The sequence below is a fragment of the Anaerofustis sp. NSJ-163 genome (assembly GCF_024135845.1).
Lineage (GTDB): Bacteria > Bacillota > Clostridia > Eubacteriales > Anaerofustaceae > Anaerofustis > Anaerofustis butyriciformans.
In genome coordinates, this window is sequence record NZ_JAMYJV010000007.1 from 73211 (window position 1) to 90478 (window position 17268).

Below are 17268 nucleotides of genomic sequence, written 5' to 3' on the forward strand. Positions count from 1 at the left end.
ATTAGGAGATGGGCATAAAATTATGAAGAAAACAAAAATTGTATGTACAATAGGTCCTGCAAGTGAAGATAAAAAAATTCTTACACATTTAATTGCATCAGGTATGAATGTTGCAAGACTTAACTTTTCACATGGGGATTATGAAGAACATCAAGCAAGAATAGACACAATAAAAGAAATTAGAGAAAAATTAAATCAACCAATTGCTATCTTATTAGATACAAAAGGTCCTGAAATTAGAACAAAGAAATTTAAAGACGGTGGAGTATTCTTAAAAGAAGGAAGCATGTTCACTCTTTATGTTGGTGATGAACTTGGAGATGAACATGGTTGTGCTACAACATATGATCATTTAGCAGAAGAACTAAAAAAAGGTGATGTAGTTTTAATCGATGACGGTTTAATTAAATTAACTGTTAGAGAAATTAAAGGAAGCGACGTTGTTTTAAGAGTAGATAACGGTGGTCCTGTAAAAAATCATAAAAGTATAAATATTCCTGGAGTAAATATTAAACTTCCAGCTCTTACTGAAAAAGATACAAATGACTTATTATTTGGTATTAAAAACGATATTGACTTCGTTGCAGCATCTTTTATTAGAAGCAAAGAAGATGTTTTTGCAATAAGAGAAGTTTTAAATAACAATGGTGGAGAAGATATTCATATTATTTCTAAAATTGAAAACAGACAAGGTGTTGACAATATTGATGAAATTATCGAAGCCAGTGATGGAATCATGGTTGCCAGAGGTGACCTTGGTGTAGAAATTCCAGCAGAAGAAGTACCAATCGTACAAAAAGATATCATTAAAAAATGTAACTATGTTGGTAAACCTGTTATTACAGCTACACAAATGCTTGATAGCATGATAAACAACCCAAGAGCTACAAGAGCCGAAGTTACAGACGTATTTAATGCTATTTTTGACGGTACTGACGCAATTATGCTTTCAGGAGAAACTGCTGCCGGTAAATATCCTATTGAAGCAGTTCAAACAATGGGTATTATTGCAGAATCTGCAGAAAGCAAATTAGCAAGTGACTTTAGAACAAGAAGTAAATATGTAAATGATAAGAGTATGACAAGTGCTGTAAGTTTATCAACAGTACAAATTGCAGATTCTCTTAATGCAAAAGCAATTTTAACACCTACAAGTTCTGGTTATACAGCAAGAAGAATTTCTAAACATAGACCAAACTGTGATATAGTTGCTTATACAGATAAAGAATACGTACAAAGAAGACTATCTATAGTATGGGGTGTTGATGCTTATAAAATTGATGTATTCTCAGATGTAGAACTTTTATATAAAGAAGTAATTAGCAGTGCAAAAGAACATATGCATGTAAAAGATGGTGATATTGTTGTTATTACAGCTGGTATCCCTCTTGGTGTGAAAGGTACAACAAACTCAATCAGAATTGAAACAGTTGGAGAACATGTTCTTAAAGGGGCTGGTTTAATCAGCGGTAGAGTAAGAAGCAATATCAGAATGTATAATGATGATTTAAAAGATTTTAAAGAAGGTGAAATCTTAGCTCTTACAAAATGCTCAAAAGAAGCTAAACCTTTATTAGAAAAAGCAGGCGGAGTTGTTTATACAGAAAAGGCATTGTTAAATGAATTAGCAATGGAATTAAGAACAGCAGGTATTCCTGTTTTGGTTGGAGTAGAATCTTTTGAAGGATTTGAAGATAACGATAAAGTTACTCTTGATGCTACAAGAGGTATTCTATATAAAACAAAATAATTAAATAATCTTATAGGGGCGTAACATGAAGACTTATTTAGAAAACGGTAATATAATGAAATTTTTTGTGGATATGTTTTTTGTTACAATTGCATGCATTATTATGGCATTTGCATTTGCAGCATTTTGTATTCCAAATAATATAGCACCGGGTGGGTTTTCAGGTTTAGCTACAGTCCTATATTCTTTTACAGGGGCACCGGTTGGTGTCTCTTCTTTTGTTATGTGTATTCCTTTGTTTATTATTTTATATAAGGATATGGGTGTTATAAATTTTTTAAAGACATTGTATGGTACATTTGTTTTCTCGTTTTTTATAGATTTAATGACGGGAAGATTTAATTTTACAAATGATTTATTTTTAGCATCTGTATTCGGAGGAATAGTTTTTGGTTTTGGGGCAGGCGTATTGTTTAAGTTTAAAGGGACTACAGGTGGAACTGAACTTCTAGCCTTACTTATTCATAGAAAACTTACCCAGATATCTTTAGGTAATTTAATTTTAATAATAGATGGTATTGTAATATTAATTGCCGGTATTGCATTTAAAAACTTTGAAATAATGCTTTATTCTGCAATAAATATTTATGTTGCAACAAAAGTTATAGACTTTATTCAGGAAGGTTCAAGCTATACAAAGGCATTTTATATATTTACTTCATATCCTAAAGATATTAAAAATGCAATTTTTCAAAATCTTGACAGAGGCGTTACTTTCTTAAAGGCAAAAGGCGGATTTACGAATGAAGATAAAGATATTGTCTTTTGTGTTGTAAGCAGAATGGAAGTTGCAGCTTTAAGAGAACTTGTTACTGATATTGATAAAGATGCTTTTGTTATTCTAGCAGAGGTTAGTGAGGTTCTTGGTGAAGGATTTAAGGGTGTAACAGAGGAATAACCATGAAAGAAATAATTATAAATGATGAATATAAAGATATGAGACTGGACAGGTTTGTTACTAAAGTGACAAACCTGTCTAAAGTTGAAATTCAAAAGCTTTTAAGAAAGAAAAATATTAAGGTAAATGGTAAAAAAGAACAAGGAAGTTACAGAACTAAAAAGCTTGATAAAATTCAGTTTTATATAAATGAAGAACATTTTAAAATAGAAAAAAAAGTAAAAGCCGTAAATACAAATAGACTAGATATTATTTATGAAGATGAAAATATTATTATTGTAAATAAACCGGCAGGTATTTTATCTCAAGGAAACGGAAGCAATAAAGCTGATGTTGTAAGTATGCTTAAAAGCTATTTGAATACAAATACTACCGGAATAATAACGAGGCTTGATCTTAATACAAGTGGTATAGTAATTGCAGGTAAAAACAGAAGAAGTTTAATGTTGTTAAATGAAATATCAAAGAAAAATTTAATTGATAAAAGATATTTAACTTTGGTATATGGTGAATTTAAAAATGAAGGTAAAGTAACTCTTTATGGAATAAAAGATAGAAAACAAAACAAATTAATTTTAAATAAAGAAAAAATAAATGGTGCATTTGAAGTAAGCGCCTTTTTTAAAATAAAGAAAAAATATAAGGATTATACTTTACTTGAAGTAAAACTTATTACAGGGAAAAGTCATCAAATAAGATCTCAGCTTAATGCTTTAGGATATAGTGTATTAGGGGATAGAAAATATGATGATTATAAAAAAACAGATTCAAATATAACTTTAAACAGACAGTTTTTACATTGTTATAAAGTAACAATAAATTATGATGAAAAATATAAAGATATAATTAAAGAAAAAAAACAATTTAATTCTCCTCTTCCAAAAGATCTTGAAAAAGTTATAAGTTTATTGGAAAAAACAGATAAATTTTGATAATTTATTTTAAAATTATATTTTATAATTTTATTTGTTAAATTATGATATTTATTGGAGTGATTATATGTATATAAGCAGAAAAAAGAAGATAATTTTTATCGTTTCTTTTGTTGTATTTCTTTTATTCTTATTTATTGTTTTTGCATCGAATGTTTTTAAATCAGATAAATTATTACCTATAAATAAGGATATTGAAGCAGGGAAGAATATAGATACTTTATCTCTTGTAAAGTTAGGTGATGATTATAAAAACTATATTGTTAGTGCAAAGAGTGAAAAGATAACGCTAAATAAAACAGGAAAAACAACAATTACATATTACATAAGAAAAAACGGTGAAAGCAAAAAGGAAAAAGTTGAAGTATCATTTAATGTAGTTGATACTACTCCTCCTGATATAAAAACCGAAGATGTGTTAAGTGTTGCTTATGGCAGTGAATTTAATATAAAAAATTTGGTTAGTGTGTATGATAATGTTGATGAGAGGATAAATGATATTGATGTAAGTGGAGAAGTTAATACAAAAAAATTAGGACAATATAAGATTACTGTTACAGCAAAAGACAGCAGTAAAAACACCGTAACGAAAGAATTCGTTGTGTCAGTGGTAAATCCATATTTACCATATGAAGATATTTCTTCAATTAGCGGTAAATGGTTAAATAAAGAAGAAGATTTGATTTTGAGCTTTTTTAATAACTACGGAAGAGCTAAATATTCTGTTAGCGTGAAAGGTGAATTATCAAATTATAACGGATTTGTAAGCAGTATAGATGTAAAGGGAAATAAAATAACTCTTGTTTTAAGTTATAATGCTTCAAATTGGCAGGAAGGAGAAAGTCCTGATTATAAATTTGCTAAAATGGTTTTGATAAAAAATGATAATAAATTAACATTAAAAAGTTTTATGAAATACAAAGATATTGATTTTTCTTATGCTGGAGAAAGTTGGCAGGAAGTAGATGAAAAATACACAAATTAAAAAAGACCCGTTAGGGTCTTTTTTTATAATCCTAAATTATAATCATTTAAGAAAAATACTTTAATTCTGTCTTTATTTTTTTGATATCCAGTCAAAGTATAGAAAATACATATTTTGTCATCACTCTTACAGTTAGCACATCTTCCAAGTTCTCTGCAAGGAGTCTTCATATCAAGTCTTTCACAGTTCATTGGACCTGTTTGTTCTTTTACTCTGTCGATTGCAGCATCTACACTTGATACGATTTTATTAGGACTCGCTATAATTATTACATGTTCAGGTCCGTAAATTAAAGCTGAAACTCTGTTTCCTGTTCCGTCAACGTTATATAATTCACCGTTAACAGTTATTGCATTGGAGCTCATAAAATAGTAGTCAACAAAATTTGCTTCCATTGCGATTTTTCTTGCTTCTTCTTTTGAGTTAGCTTCTTTCTTTCTGTCTTTAAAGTCATAACTTTGAATAAGTTCGCTTAAGCCTTCCACTTGTTTGATAGTATAGCTTCCGCCCATTGCAGTTGTTGAGCCTTCAGGAATAAGTTCCCTAACTGCATTTAAAAGTTCATCTTTACTATCAAATAATCTTGCGTCAATATTGTTTTTGTTTAAAGCTTTAATTGTTGTTAAAATTTTCTTTTCATTAATTTTCTTTATGCTGCCGATATAATCCATTTTTTATCTCCTTTTATTCTTCGGATAATTCTTCCTCATCTTGAGATGGGGCTTTTGCAATTGTTGCGATGTTTACATCTTCATCAAGTTTCATTACTTTAACGCCTGATGTGCTTCTTCCCATTTGAGATATTCCGCTTACATCAATTCTAATAACTGTTCCGTCATCACTTATAAGCATTATATCGTCTTTTTCTTTTTCAACTACGCACATTCCTGCAAGGTTACCTGTTTTGCCTGTAATTTTATAGTTAAGCACGCCTTTTCCGGCTCTTCCTTGTGTAGGATATAAATTAGCTTTTGTAATTTTACCATATCCTTTTTCTGTAATAGAAAGTACGTATCTGTCATTCTTAGCAATGTCCATTCCGATTACGAAGTCATTTTCTTTAAGCGTAATACCTTTAACACCTCTTGATACTCTACCAATTGGTCTGATATCTTCTTCTTTGAATTTGATTGCAACACCTTTATGAGTTCCAAGTATTACTTCTTGGTGTCCGTCTGTTAGGCATACTCCAATAAGTTCATCGTCTTCTGCTAAGTTAATTCCGATAATTCCGTTCTTTCTTGAAGAGTCATATTCAGTTAGGCTTGTCTTTTTAAATATACCGTTTCTTGTTGCCATTAGAAGGAATTCATCATCTTTAAATTCTTTTATAGGTATAACTGCTGTTATTTTTTCGCCTGGATCAAGAGCTAAAAGATTTACTATTGCAGTTCCTTTTGCTGTTCTTGATGCTTCAGGAAGTTCATAGCCTTTAAGTCTGTATACTTTACCTTTGTTTGTAAAGAACATAATGTAGTGATGTGTTGTAGTAAAGAATAGATGTTTTACGAAGTCGTTTTCTCTTGTAGATAAAGCCGTAACACCTCTTCCACCTCTCTTTTGAGCTTTATATGTGTTTGCAGGAAGTCTTTTTACATAACCTACGTGAGTTATTGTAACTACAATATCTTCTTCTTCGATTAAGTCTTCCATGTCAAAATCTTCATCATCAGCTTCAAAAGCTGTTCTTCTTTCATCGTTGTATTTACCTTTGATTTCAAGAAGTTCTTCTTTTATGATATTCATAACCAAATCTTCGCTTGCAAGAACGCTTTCTAAGTATTCTATTGTTTTAAGAAGTTCAGCATATTCATTTTCAAGTTTTTCTCTTTCAAGTCCTTGCAATCTTCTAAGTCTCATATCGACGATTGCTTTTGCTTGTACTTCAGAAAGTTCAAAGCGTTCCATAAGTTTTAATTCAGCATCGTTGTAACTTGCTCTGATGATTTTGATTATTTCATCAATATTGTCAAGAGCAATAAGAAGACCTTCTACAATATGAGCTCTTGCTTTTGCTTTCTTTAAATCATATTCTGTTCTTCTTACGATTATTTCTTTTTGGTGATTTAGGTAATGAACCAAGATTTCTTTTAGGTTAAGAACTTTAGGTTGGTTGTTTACAAGAGCAAGCATTATTACGCCGAATGTATCTTGCAGTTGTGTATATTTATATAACTGATTTAAGATGATTGAAGCATTAACGTCTTTTCTTAAATCAATTGCAACCCTAATTCCGTTTCTGTCTGATTCATCTCTGATATCTGAAATTCCAACAACTTTTTTGTCTCTTACCAAGTCGGCAATTTTTTCAACAAGTTTTGATTTGTTAACCATATAAGGAATTTCTGTAATGACAATTCTTTGTCTTGTTTTACTTATTTCTTCTATATGAGTTTTACTTCTTAATTTAATTCTTCCTCTACCTGTTGTGTATGCGTTGTAAATACCGCTTTTACCCATAATGATTCCGCCTGTAGGGAAGTCGGGACCTTTGATATATTTAATAAGATCGTTTATTTCTATGTTTTCATCGTCTATTAAAGCAACAATTGCATCTATTACTTCTCCTAAGTTATGAGGAGGGATGTTTGTTGCCATACCAACGGCGATACCGTTAGAGCCGTTTACAAGAAGATTTGGGAATCTACTTGGAAGAACTACAGGTTCTTTAAGAGTTTCATCAAAGTTAGGTATATAATCTACTGTTTCTTTGTTTATGTCTCTTAACATTTCTCCTGTAAGTTTTGTCATTTTTGCTTCGGTATAACGCATAGCCGCTTGGCTGTCGCCGTCGATTGAACCGAAGTTACCGTGACCGTCTACAAGAGGATATCTTGTAGAGAAATCTTGGGCAAGTCTAACCATTGCATCATAAATTGCGATGTCACCATGAGGGTGATATTTACCCATTGTATCCCCAACGATTCTGGCACTTTTTCTAAAAGGCTTATCGTAGGTTAAGTTAAGTTCTGCCATAGAATATAATATTCTTCTGTGAACAGGTTTTAAACCATCTCTTACATCTGGAAGAGCTCTTCCGACAATTACGCTCATGGCATAATCTATATAAGAGGTTTGCATTTCTTGTACTATGTCACGTGTTTCTATTTTTCCATGAATATCTTGAATTTCTTCTTTTTTCGCCATATTTTATACCTCCTATATATCTAGATTTTTAACCTTTCTTGCGTTTTCTGTGATGAAGTCTTTTCTTGGTTGAACTTGGTCTCCCATAAGGATAGAGAAAATTTCATCAGCATAAGCTGCATCATCTATTGTAACTTGTAATAAAGTTCTGTTTTCAGGGTTCATTGTTGTATCCCAAAGTTGTTCACCGTTCATTTCCCCAAGACCTTTATATCGTTGAAGACCTATTTTATCTCTTCCGATTTCGCTTAATTTTTCTTCAAGTTCTTCATCTGAGTATAGGTACCATACTTTCTTTTGTTTTTCAAGTTTATATAAAGGGGGCTGCGCTATATAAACATATCCTGCGTCGATAAGACCTCTCATATAACGATAGAAGAATGTAAGAAGTAATGTTCTGATATGAGCACCATCGACGTCGGCATCGGTCATGATTACAATTTTGTGATATCTTGCTTTTTCAATATCGAATTCGTCTGAAATACCGGTACCAAAAGCAGTAATCATAGAACGGATAGTATCTGCATTTAGCATTCTGTCAAGTCTTGCTTTTTCTACATTTAAAATTTTACCTCTAAGTGGTAAGATAGCTTGAGTTTTTGGGTTTCTTCCTAGTTTTGCACTACCACCCGCACTGTCCCCTTCGACAAGGTATATTTCACATTTTGCAGGGTCTTTTTCTCTGCAGTCGGCAAGTTTTCCAGGTAATGCTGTACTTTCAAGTACGCTCTTTCTTCTTACAAGGTCTTTTGCTTTTCTTGCTGCTTTTCTTGCTCTTTGAGCAGTTAGAGCTTTTTCAACAATTATCTTAGCTTCTTGAGGATGTTCTTCAAGGTAAGCTGTGATGTTGTCTCCAACCGTAGTATCAACATATCCTCTTACTTCAGGGTTACCAAGTTTTGTTTTGGTTTGTCCTTCAAATTCAGGATCAGAAATTTTTACGCTGATTACAACAGTAAGACCTTCTCTTATGTCATCTCCGGAAAGATTTTCTTCGTTTTCTTTTAAGATAGAATATTTTCTTGCATATGCATTGATACTTCTTGTTAAGGCTGTTTTAAAGCCGTTTACATGCATACCGCCTTCAACGGTATTGATGTTGTTTGCAAAAGAATATATACTTTCGCTGAAACTTGTAGTGTACTGCATAGCAACATCTAAAAGACAAACGTCGCTTTCTTTTTCAAAATATATTATTTCATTTGTAAGTTTTTCTTTGCCTCTGTTTGCGTATTCTACAAACTCTATGATACCACCTTCATAATGGAAAGTTTCTTCTTGTTCTTTGCCTTCTCTTTCATCTTTTAAAGTGATTTTTAATCCTTTATTTAAGAAAGCAAGTTCTCTTATTCTGTGTTTTAAAGTATCATAGTTATATACAAGTTCAGAGAAAATTTCATAGTCTGGTTTAAAGAATACAGTTGTACCTGTTTCTTTAGTTTTTCCTATAACTTCAAGTTTTGTTATAGGTTTACCTCTTTCATATTTTTGCTGATGTATTTGACCGTTTTGGCATACTGTAACGGTTAAATGTTCTGATAATGCGTTAACAACCGATACACCAACACCGTGTAAACCTCCGGATACTTTATATGTACCAGAATCAAATTTACCACCGGCATGAAGTATTGTAAGGGCAATTTCAACGGCACTTTTTTTGTATTTTGGGTTAATTCCAGTAGGAATACCTCTACCGTCGTCTTTTACGGTGATTGTATCTCCTTCACCTATTGTTACAACTATATTTTTACAAAAACCGGCTAATGCTTCGTCCACACTGTTGTCTATGATTTCATATACAAGGTGATGAAGACCTTTTTCTCCTGTACTACCAATGTACATACCCGGTCTTTTTCTAACAGCTTCCAGACCTTCCAGTACTTTTATTTTACTGGCATCATAATTATTATTATCTTGTTTGGCCACTGGTTACCTCCTTTAAATTTCCATTTTCAATTTTATATATTTTATAATCATTTATATCTTCTAAAAAAGAATGATTGACACAAGTTATAAATGATTGTGTGTCCTTTATTAAGTTTAATATTTGTTTTTGTCTGAATTTATCTAAATCACTCATTACATCGTCAAGAAGTACTATCGGATAGTCTTCAAATTTGTCATAAAGTAATTTTATTAGGGATAATTTCATGCAAAGGGCAATGCTTCTTTGTTGTCCTTGAGATGCAAATTTTTTTGTATCCAAGTCGTTTATAAAAATGTTTATGTCGTCATGATGTATTCCGACAGTTGTTGTTCCTCTTGATAGGTCCTCTTTTCTTGCATTTTTTAGTGCATTTTTATACATTAGCTTTATATCTGTTAAGTCACTGTTTTTAAGTACATTTGAAGAATAGAAAAATTTAATATTTTCATTTTTGCATACTTCTTTGTTTAGATTATCTGCAATTTTTTCGATTTTCTTTAAAATATTTATTCTTGTTTTTATAATGTCGCTTCCTATTGTGTATAAGGTTTCATCATATACATCCAGTAAACTTGAAGCGATATTTCTTTTTGTGTAATCTTTTAAAATAGTATTTCTTTGTTTTAAAGCTTTATTGTATTTTCTTAAAGCACTATGATAAGCAGGAAAAATAAGGCTTATACTTTCATCTAGAAATTTTCGTCTGTCCTTTGGATATCCTTTTATAATTTTTAAATCTTCAGGAGTAAACAAAACTATATTGTATTCTTTTAAAAGTTCTGTTCTTGTTTTTACGGGGGTGGAATTAATTTCATATTTTCTTTTTTCTTTAATAGTGAGTTTTACGTTGGTGTCTATATCATCTTCCTTTTTTACATTTGCCGAAACTATGCAAAAATCGCTATCTTGTTTTATGAAATTAAGAGTGCTTTTTTCTCTATGAGAAATTCCGTTTAAAGTCAAAGAAAGGGCCTCTAAAAAATTAGTTTTGCCCTGTGCGTTTTCCCCATAAAAAATATTATATTTTTTATTAAAGGACGTATTAATTTTTTCAATATTCCTAAAATTTGTTATATCAATATTTTCTATATACATAAAAAAACCCCTTTAGGATTTATACTGTAATTATAGCATAAAATGGGGTTTTTTCATAGGATTTAATCAAAATATGAGGGATATTTTAATTAAAAAACAAATGTGAATTTTTTGTTTTATAATGTGTTAAATTAATACAAAATATTTTGACATGAGAATGTTTTGATATATAATAAAGATAATTTATTTTTACTAATCGGAGAGAATTATAATATGAAAAATTTTTTAAAACAAGTTAACTTATTTTACGGAGTAGTAATACTTCTGATTTCAATTTTATTTTTACGCCCAAGTTTAATTGGGCAAATAAATCCAGAACAGTTAAAGGTGTATTTAAATATTCAAATATACTACGCCATAGGATTGCTTGCAGCTTTGATTTCTTTGGTATTTATGAATTATATTTATACAAAGGTAAAGTATGGAGTAATTAAAAGTGTTGATGATATTAGATACATAAAACCAAGAAGAATCATGTTCTTTTTCATGGCAATAGCCGTAATAACATTTTTAGGAACATTTTGTTATGAATTTCCAAAACTATCAGGACTAGTTGATGTTGGTTTTGTTGGAATTCTTTTAGGTAAATCTACATTTTCATATTCTATATGGGGTATGTTTGTTAGTGCTGTTATAGTGCTTTATGTAATGTTTTTTACAAAGTCTCTTGAAAATGAGCTTCCAAGACGCAGAAGATCAAAACAAAAAGTTAAAGTCGATATGAATGACTTCTTTAGTATTTTTATCCCTCATATACCTGCTTTAATAAACTTAATTGTTCTTGTTGTATTCTTTGTTGGAATGAGAAACTTGTTGTAAAAGGTATTTTTTGTTTATTAACTAAATCATAAATTTTAACAAAATATATTTTATTAAGTTTTTATTATGGTATAATAAAGGCAAATATAAGGTTATAAGGAGAAGATTAATGTACGCTAAAAAGACAGATAATATAGGAGATGTAAATATCTCTACTGAAATTATTGAACAAATGGTAGGGCTTTGTGCAATGGAATGTTTTGGTATTGTAGGAATGGCAAGCAGAAGCGTAACCAATGGTATTATAGAACTTTTAAAGAAAGAAAACCTTAGAAAAGGTGTAAAAGTTGTTGAAGAAGATGGCAGACTTATAATAGATATTTACGTTATTGTTGAATTTGGCGTGAAAATTGTTACGGTTGCAGAAAATCTTATTGACACCGTAAAATATAATGTTGAAAAACAAACGGGACTAAAAATCAAAAAAATCAATGTTCACGTTCAAAGCGTTAGAGCTAATCAATAAAATAACGGTGAGGTAAAAGTAAAAAATGATAGATTCAAAAATGTTTAAAAAAGTATTAAAAGGGGCATATGCTAACCTAGAAAATAATAAACAAATGGTTAACAATTTAAATGTTTTCCCTGTTCCTGACGGTGATACAGGAACAAATATGTCTTTAACGGTTAAAACTGCCGTTGAAGAAATGAGTAAGGTTACATCTGATAAAATCGGTGATATTGCTGCAAGCATGTCAAGCGGAGCTTTAATGGGAGCAAGAGGAAACTCAGGTGTTATTTTATCACAACTTTTCAGAGGGTTTGCAAAAGGTTTAAAAGATGTAAAGGAAATTGACATTGACTCTTTAATAGGAGCATTTGAGCTTTCTACAAAAATGGCTTACAGAGCCGTTATGAAACCAACTGAAGGAACAATTCTTACAGTTGCAAGAGAAATGCATGAATTTGCAAAAGAACATGGAAAAAGCTATTCTTCAGTAGAAGATTTTATTTCTCACGTTCTTGAAGCAGGGGAAAAATCTCTTCAAAATACACCAAATCTTTTACCTGTATTAAAAGAAGCAGGGGTTGTTGATGCCGGAGGTAGAGGTTTACTTTGCTTATTTGAAGGTGCTTTAAAAGTTTTAAAAGGTGAAGAAGTTGTATTTATTGATGTTGAAGATGTAGAAAAAGAAGAAAGCGGAGTACAAGGCTTTGAAATAGATTCTTCTGATATTAAATTTGGATACTGTACTGAATTTTTAATTAAAGTTCATGAAGAAAATTTAAAATATGAAAGTGCTATTACTGCAGCATTAAAAGATAAACTTACTCCAATCGGAGATTCTTTGGTTGCTGTTCATGATAATGGAATTATTAAAATTCATGTTCATACAAATGTACCTTGGAATGCAATGAAAATGGCGGCTACTTGTGGTGAACTTTCAAAAATTAAAATTGAAAATATGAGAGAACAACACAGTGAGCTTATTTTGAAAGAAGCTGAAGAAGAAAAACCGGAAGAAAAATATTCTAAAGAAGAAAAAGACTTCATCTTTATTGGTGTTGCTGCCGGAAGCGGTATGAGTAAAATCCTTAAAGATCTTGGAATGGATTATGTTATTGAAGGAGGACAAACAATGAATCCTTCAACTCAAGACTTCTTAGATATAATTGAAAATACAAATGGTAAAAATTATATATTAATGCCAAATAATAAAAATATCATAATGGCTGCAAGTCAAGCTAAGGAAATAAGCGAAAAGAATATTGAAGTTGTAAAAACAAGAACAATTCCGGAAGCTATTTCTGCTTTAATGGTATTTGATGCAACATCTTCTTTGGCTGATAATGCCGAAAATATGACGGATGCAATAAGCGAAGTTAAAACAGGTCAAGTAACATTTGCCGTAAGAGATACACAAATTGGTGATACTGTAATTTCAGAAGGAGATATTCTTGGTATTTTAGGTTCTGATATTGTTTGTGATACAAAAGATGTTTCAACTGCAACAGTTGAGTTGATTGATAAAATGGTTGATGAAGACAGCGAACTTATTAGTATTTACTATGGTGAAGATATAAAAGAAGAAGATGCAAACAAAGTTGCTGAAATAGTTGAAGAAAAATACGAAGATTTAGATGTTGAAATAACATACGGCGGACAGCCATTATATTACTATATTGTAAGTGTTGAATAATATGAGTTATAAATTAACAAATCTTAAAGGTGTAGGGGAAAAGAAAGCCTTAGAACTTAATAATTTAGGAATTTTTTCCCTAAAAGAACTTATTGATTACTATCCAAGAACTTATGAGGTTATCGGAGATATTAAATCTATAAAAGATGCAAAACAAAATGGGAAAGAACTTATTAAATGTACTTTTGTAGAAGCTCAAAAAACGAGGATAGTAAGAAGAAATTTAAAAATAACAAAAATAAAATTTGAAAGTGAAGGTAGTATATTTTATGCTACCTTCTTTAATAATCCCTATATTTCTTCATTCTTTAAAAAAGATGAAGAATATAAACTTTATGGTAAAGTGGAAAAAAAGGGGAATTATTATGAAATGGTTTCTCCAAAGTATGCAAAGTTAAATGATGAAACATCTATAAAAATCGGACTTAATCCGGTTTACCCGTTAAGCAGTAAAAGCAAAATAACAAATAAAGAGCTTAAGAAATTTGCTTTAAATGCATTAGATATTATGACAATAAAGGATTTTATTCCGGAAAATATAAAAGATGAGTATAATTTATGTTCATTATATGATGCATATAAAGGAATTCATAATCCAAAGATGCTGGATGATACTCTTAAAGCCAATGAACGTTTGACTTTTGATGAGTTTTGCGGATTTAATTTATCTATGATATTGAATAAAAACTTAAACATGGGAGTTAAGGGTGAAATAATAGAAGTAAATTACAAACAAGATTTCTTAGATAAACTTCCTTTTACACTTACTGATTCTCAAAATAAAGTTATTAAAGACATAGAAGATGATTTTATATCTGGAATTAAGATGAATAGGCTTGTTCAAGGGGATGTAGGGAGTGGTAAAACAGTTATAGCCATGTACGGTGTATTTTTAGCTGTTATGAGCGGATATCAAGCAGTTTTTTGTGCCCCTACGAAGATACTTGCTTCTCAGCATTTTGAGAAAATGAAAGAAATATTTGATAATTTTAATATAAGAATGGAATTTCTTTATTCCGGTATGACAGCTAAAGAAAAGCGTTTGGCTTATGAGAGAATAGAAAGCGGAATAAGCAATGTGATTGTAGGTACTCATGCAGTTTTTTCAAAGAAAGTAAAATACAAGAATTTGGCTCTTGCTGTTATTGACGAGCAGCATAGGTTTGGGGTTATGCAAAGAGGGTTTTTAACAAAAAAAGGGGATAGCGTTCATACTCTTGTAATGAGTGCAACACCTATTCCAAGAACATTGGCTCTTAGTATTTACAAAGACCTTGATGTGAGTATAATAGATAAAAAACCTTCCGGCAGAAAAGAAATAAAAACATACTTTAAAGATTATTCATATTATGACAGAGTATATAGATTTGCTGTAAAACAGATTAGTGAAGGGAATCAGGTATATGTTGTTTGTCCGTCAATTGACAGTGAAGACTTAAAAGCTGCAGAAGATATTTATGAAAAATTAAATAAAACGTATTTTAAGAATATTAACACTGCTTTAATTCACGGAAAAATGCCAGAAGATGAAAAAGACAGAATAATGGATGATTTTTATGGCGGAAAAATAAAAGCGTTGGTTTCTACCAGTGTAATAGAAGTAGGTATAGACAGTAAAGACGCAACTCTTATCATTATAGAAGATGCGGATAGATTTGGTCTTGCTTCTCTTCATCAGCTAAGGGGAAGAGTTGGAAGAAATGACAAAGAAAGTTATTGTATACTTTTAAGTAATAATCAAAGTAAAAAGAGTATTGAAAGGCTGAGTTTTTTATCAAAGAATACAGATGGGTTTAAAATAGCTCTTTATGATTTGAAAACAAGAGGAAGCGGAGATATTCTTGGAGTAAGACAAAGCGGGAAAGACGGATATAATATATATAAACTTATTGAAAACAGCGAGCTTTTTAATAAGGCAAAAGATGCAATGGAAGATATTTTAAACGACAATACAAAGGGAAACAGAGATTATTTAAAATATATAAAAGAAAAATACAGCAGTATTTCAAAGAATATTACATGGAATTAGAGGAAAAATAAATGAGAGTTATCGGTGGGAAAATGAGAGGAACGAATCTTGATAGTCCAAAAGACAGAAGAGTTCGTCCTACAACAGATAGAATAAAGGAAGATTTATTTAATATTCTTATGCCGTATATACCTGAAAGTAAATTTTTGGATTTATTTGGCGGTAGTGGTGCAATAGGTATAGAAGCTATAAGCCGTGGTGCAGATAAAAGTTATTTTATAGATAATAACATGGACAGTATAAGGCTTATAAGAAAAAATATAAAGAAAACGAGATGTGAAGAGTTTTGTAAAGTAATAAAGAAAGATGCCTTAAGTTTTGTTAATAATACGGAAGAAAAATTCGACGTTATTTTTCTTGATCCTCCATATAAATATGAAAAACTTAAAATTTTAATAGAAAATATAGTGAAATGTGATATACTATGTAATGATGGTATATTAGTTGTAGAGCATGACAAAAATATACCAATTGGAGAATTTGAACATTTAACAAAAATCAGATCAAAGTCTTATTCACTTACAAGTATCGATTTTTTTGTTTTGGAGGATTAGATGAAAAAAGCAATATATGCGGGAAGTTTTGACCCAATAACAAACGGACATTTAGACATAATAAAAAGAGGGGCAAAGGTTTTCGATAAAATTTACGTTGTACTTATGGAAAACACAAAAAAAACTCATCTGTTCTCATTGGAAGAAAGATTATCGTTACTTAAAGAAAGCGTAAAAGAACTTGGTGATAAAGTCGAAGTAGATTTTTACACTGGACTTATAGCGGATTATTGCAATATAAAAGATACTTATATTTTAATCAGAGGGCTTAGAGCATTAACTGATTTTGAATATGAATTTCAAATGGCTACTATAAACAGAAAGCTTAATAAGGAAGTTGAAAGCGTCTTTTTTGTGGCAAGCAATAAATATACCTATGTTTCTTCCAGCAATGTAAAACAAATTGCTGAATTTAGAGGAGATGTTTCTTCTATAGTACCTGAATGTGTAAACAATGCACTTATAGAAAAATATAAGGGAGAGAAATAATGAAAGTTTTAGAATTATTGGATAAATTACAAGATTTAGTGGAAAATGGGGCAACAGTTCCTTTTTCAACAAAAATAATTGTTGACCCTGACGAAGTTTTAGATTTGTTGGATGAAATAAGAGCAGAAATGCCCGGAGATTTAAAAGATGCAATCAGAATTACTGAACAAGAAAAAATGATTGTTGACGGGGCTCAAAGAGAAGCAAATAAGATTATGAATGCTGCTGAAAGAAAAGTTAAAGAGCTTATTGATTCTGATGAAATTACAAGAAGTGCATATAATAAAGCTCAAGATATGCTAAAAAAAGCAAATACAGAATCTTTAAATATGAGAATAGGTTCAATTGAATATTCTGCTGCAATGCTTAAAGACTTACAAGATAAATTAAGAGAAATGATGAATACAATTGAAGATAATAAAATAGAGTTAAAAGAACTTAGAAAATCTGCAATTAACAGCAGACCACCGGAAGTTAACGAAGAAAAATAAAAAGAGATATT

The 17268-nt window shown here is 30.6% G+C and carries 15 protein-coding genes; 11 read left to right on the top strand and 4 right to left on the bottom strand.

Annotated features, from left to right (window positions below; translation table 11 throughout):
- Positions 1–22 precede the first annotated feature (22 nt).
- The 4 genes from pyk (at position 23) to M6G78_RS09815 (ending at position 4565) form a co-directional block, all read left to right on the top strand.
- The gene (gene pyk / locus M6G78_RS09800; RefSeq protein ID WP_253230273.1) at positions 23–1750 is read left to right on the top strand and encodes a pyruvate kinase; all 1728 of its coding nucleotides are present in this window, start codon (positions 23–25) and stop codon (positions 1748–1750) included.
- Between the two features lie 25 nt (positions 1751–1775).
- Complete coding sequence (locus tag M6G78_RS09805) at positions 1776–2648, top strand: YitT family protein (protein WP_253230274.1); 873 nt, start codon at positions 1776–1778, stop codon at positions 2646–2648.
- A gap of 2 nt (positions 2649–2650) precedes the next feature.
- Positions 2651–3580 carry an RluA family pseudouridine synthase gene (locus M6G78_RS09810; RefSeq protein WP_253230275.1) on the top strand — a complete coding sequence of 310 codons (930 nt, stop codon included), beginning with the start codon at positions 2651–2653 and terminating at the stop codon, positions 3578–3580.
- A gap of 67 nt (positions 3581–3647) precedes the next feature.
- Positions 3648–4565: an immunoglobulin-like domain-containing protein gene (locus tag M6G78_RS09815; RefSeq protein WP_253230276.1), complete on the top strand. Its 918-nt coding sequence runs from the start codon at positions 3648–3650 to the stop codon at positions 4563–4565.
- Positions 4566–4588: 23 nt separating this feature from the next.
- Here the strand turns inward: M6G78_RS09815 and M6G78_RS09820 are convergent, their stop codons facing one another.
- Genes M6G78_RS09820 through recF form a run of 4 tightly spaced genes read right to left on the bottom strand, consistent with a single transcriptional unit; the run spans position 4589 to position 10734 of the window.
- The gene (locus M6G78_RS09820; protein WP_253230277.1) at positions 4589–5236 is read right to left on the bottom strand and encodes a lactate utilization protein; all 648 of its coding nucleotides are present in this window, start codon (positions 5234–5236) and stop codon (positions 4589–4591) included.
- A 13-nt stretch (positions 5237–5249) separates the two neighbouring features.
- Positions 5250–7712, bottom strand: coding sequence for a DNA gyrase subunit A (gene gyrA / locus M6G78_RS09825; protein WP_253230278.1), 2463 nt, complete (start codon positions 7710–7712; stop codon positions 5250–5252).
- Between the two features lie 12 nt (positions 7713–7724).
- On the bottom strand, positions 7725–9638 hold the full coding sequence (gene gyrB, locus M6G78_RS09830) for a DNA topoisomerase (ATP-hydrolyzing) subunit B (protein ID WP_253230279.1): 1914 nt from the start codon (positions 9636–9638) through the stop codon (positions 7725–7727).
- Positions 9622–10734 carry a DNA replication/repair protein RecF gene (gene recF / locus M6G78_RS09835; RefSeq protein WP_253230280.1) on the bottom strand — a complete coding sequence of 371 codons (1113 nt, stop codon included), beginning with the start codon at positions 10732–10734 and terminating at the stop codon, positions 9622–9624. Before recF ends, gyrB begins: the two co-directional genes overlap by 17 nt.
- Before the next feature lie 213 nt (positions 10735–10947).
- Between recF and M6G78_RS09840 the strand changes: the two genes are divergently transcribed.
- From M6G78_RS09840 to M6G78_RS09870, 7 genes are all read left to right on the top strand, one after another.
- Positions 10948–11553 carry a hypothetical protein gene (locus M6G78_RS09840; RefSeq protein ID WP_138268015.1) on the top strand — a complete coding sequence of 202 codons (606 nt, stop codon included), beginning with the start codon at positions 10948–10950 and terminating at the stop codon, positions 11551–11553.
- A 109-nt stretch (positions 11554–11662) separates the two neighbouring features.
- Entirely contained in the window at positions 11663–12019 is a 357-nt protein-coding gene (locus M6G78_RS09845; RefSeq protein ID WP_138268016.1) for an Asp23/Gls24 family envelope stress response protein, read from the top strand.
- A gap of 25 nt (positions 12020–12044) precedes the next feature.
- Positions 12045–13694, top strand: coding sequence for a DAK2 domain-containing protein (locus tag M6G78_RS09850; RefSeq protein WP_253230281.1), 1650 nt, complete (start codon positions 12045–12047; stop codon positions 13692–13694).
- A 1-nt stretch (position 13695) separates the two neighbouring features.
- Positions 13696–15723, top strand: coding sequence for an ATP-dependent DNA helicase RecG (gene recG, locus M6G78_RS09855; protein ID WP_253230282.1), 2028 nt, complete (start codon positions 13696–13698; stop codon positions 15721–15723).
- A gap of 11 nt (positions 15724–15734) precedes the next feature.
- A complete protein-coding gene (gene rsmD / locus M6G78_RS09860) occupies positions 15735–16277 on the top strand; it encodes a 16S rRNA (guanine(966)-N(2))-methyltransferase RsmD (RefSeq protein WP_138268019.1) in 543 nt (180 codons plus the stop codon).
- Positions 16278–16766 (top strand): pantetheine-phosphate adenylyltransferase, encoded by a 489-nt coding sequence (gene coaD, locus M6G78_RS09865; protein WP_138268020.1) that lies wholly within the window; start codon positions 16278–16280, stop codon positions 16764–16766.
- Entirely contained in the window at positions 16766–17257 is a 492-nt protein-coding gene (locus tag M6G78_RS09870) for a hypothetical protein (protein ID WP_138268021.1), read from the top strand. The genes coaD and M6G78_RS09870 overlap by 1 nt, the downstream gene beginning before the upstream one ends.
- Positions 17258–17268 lie beyond the last annotated feature (11 nt).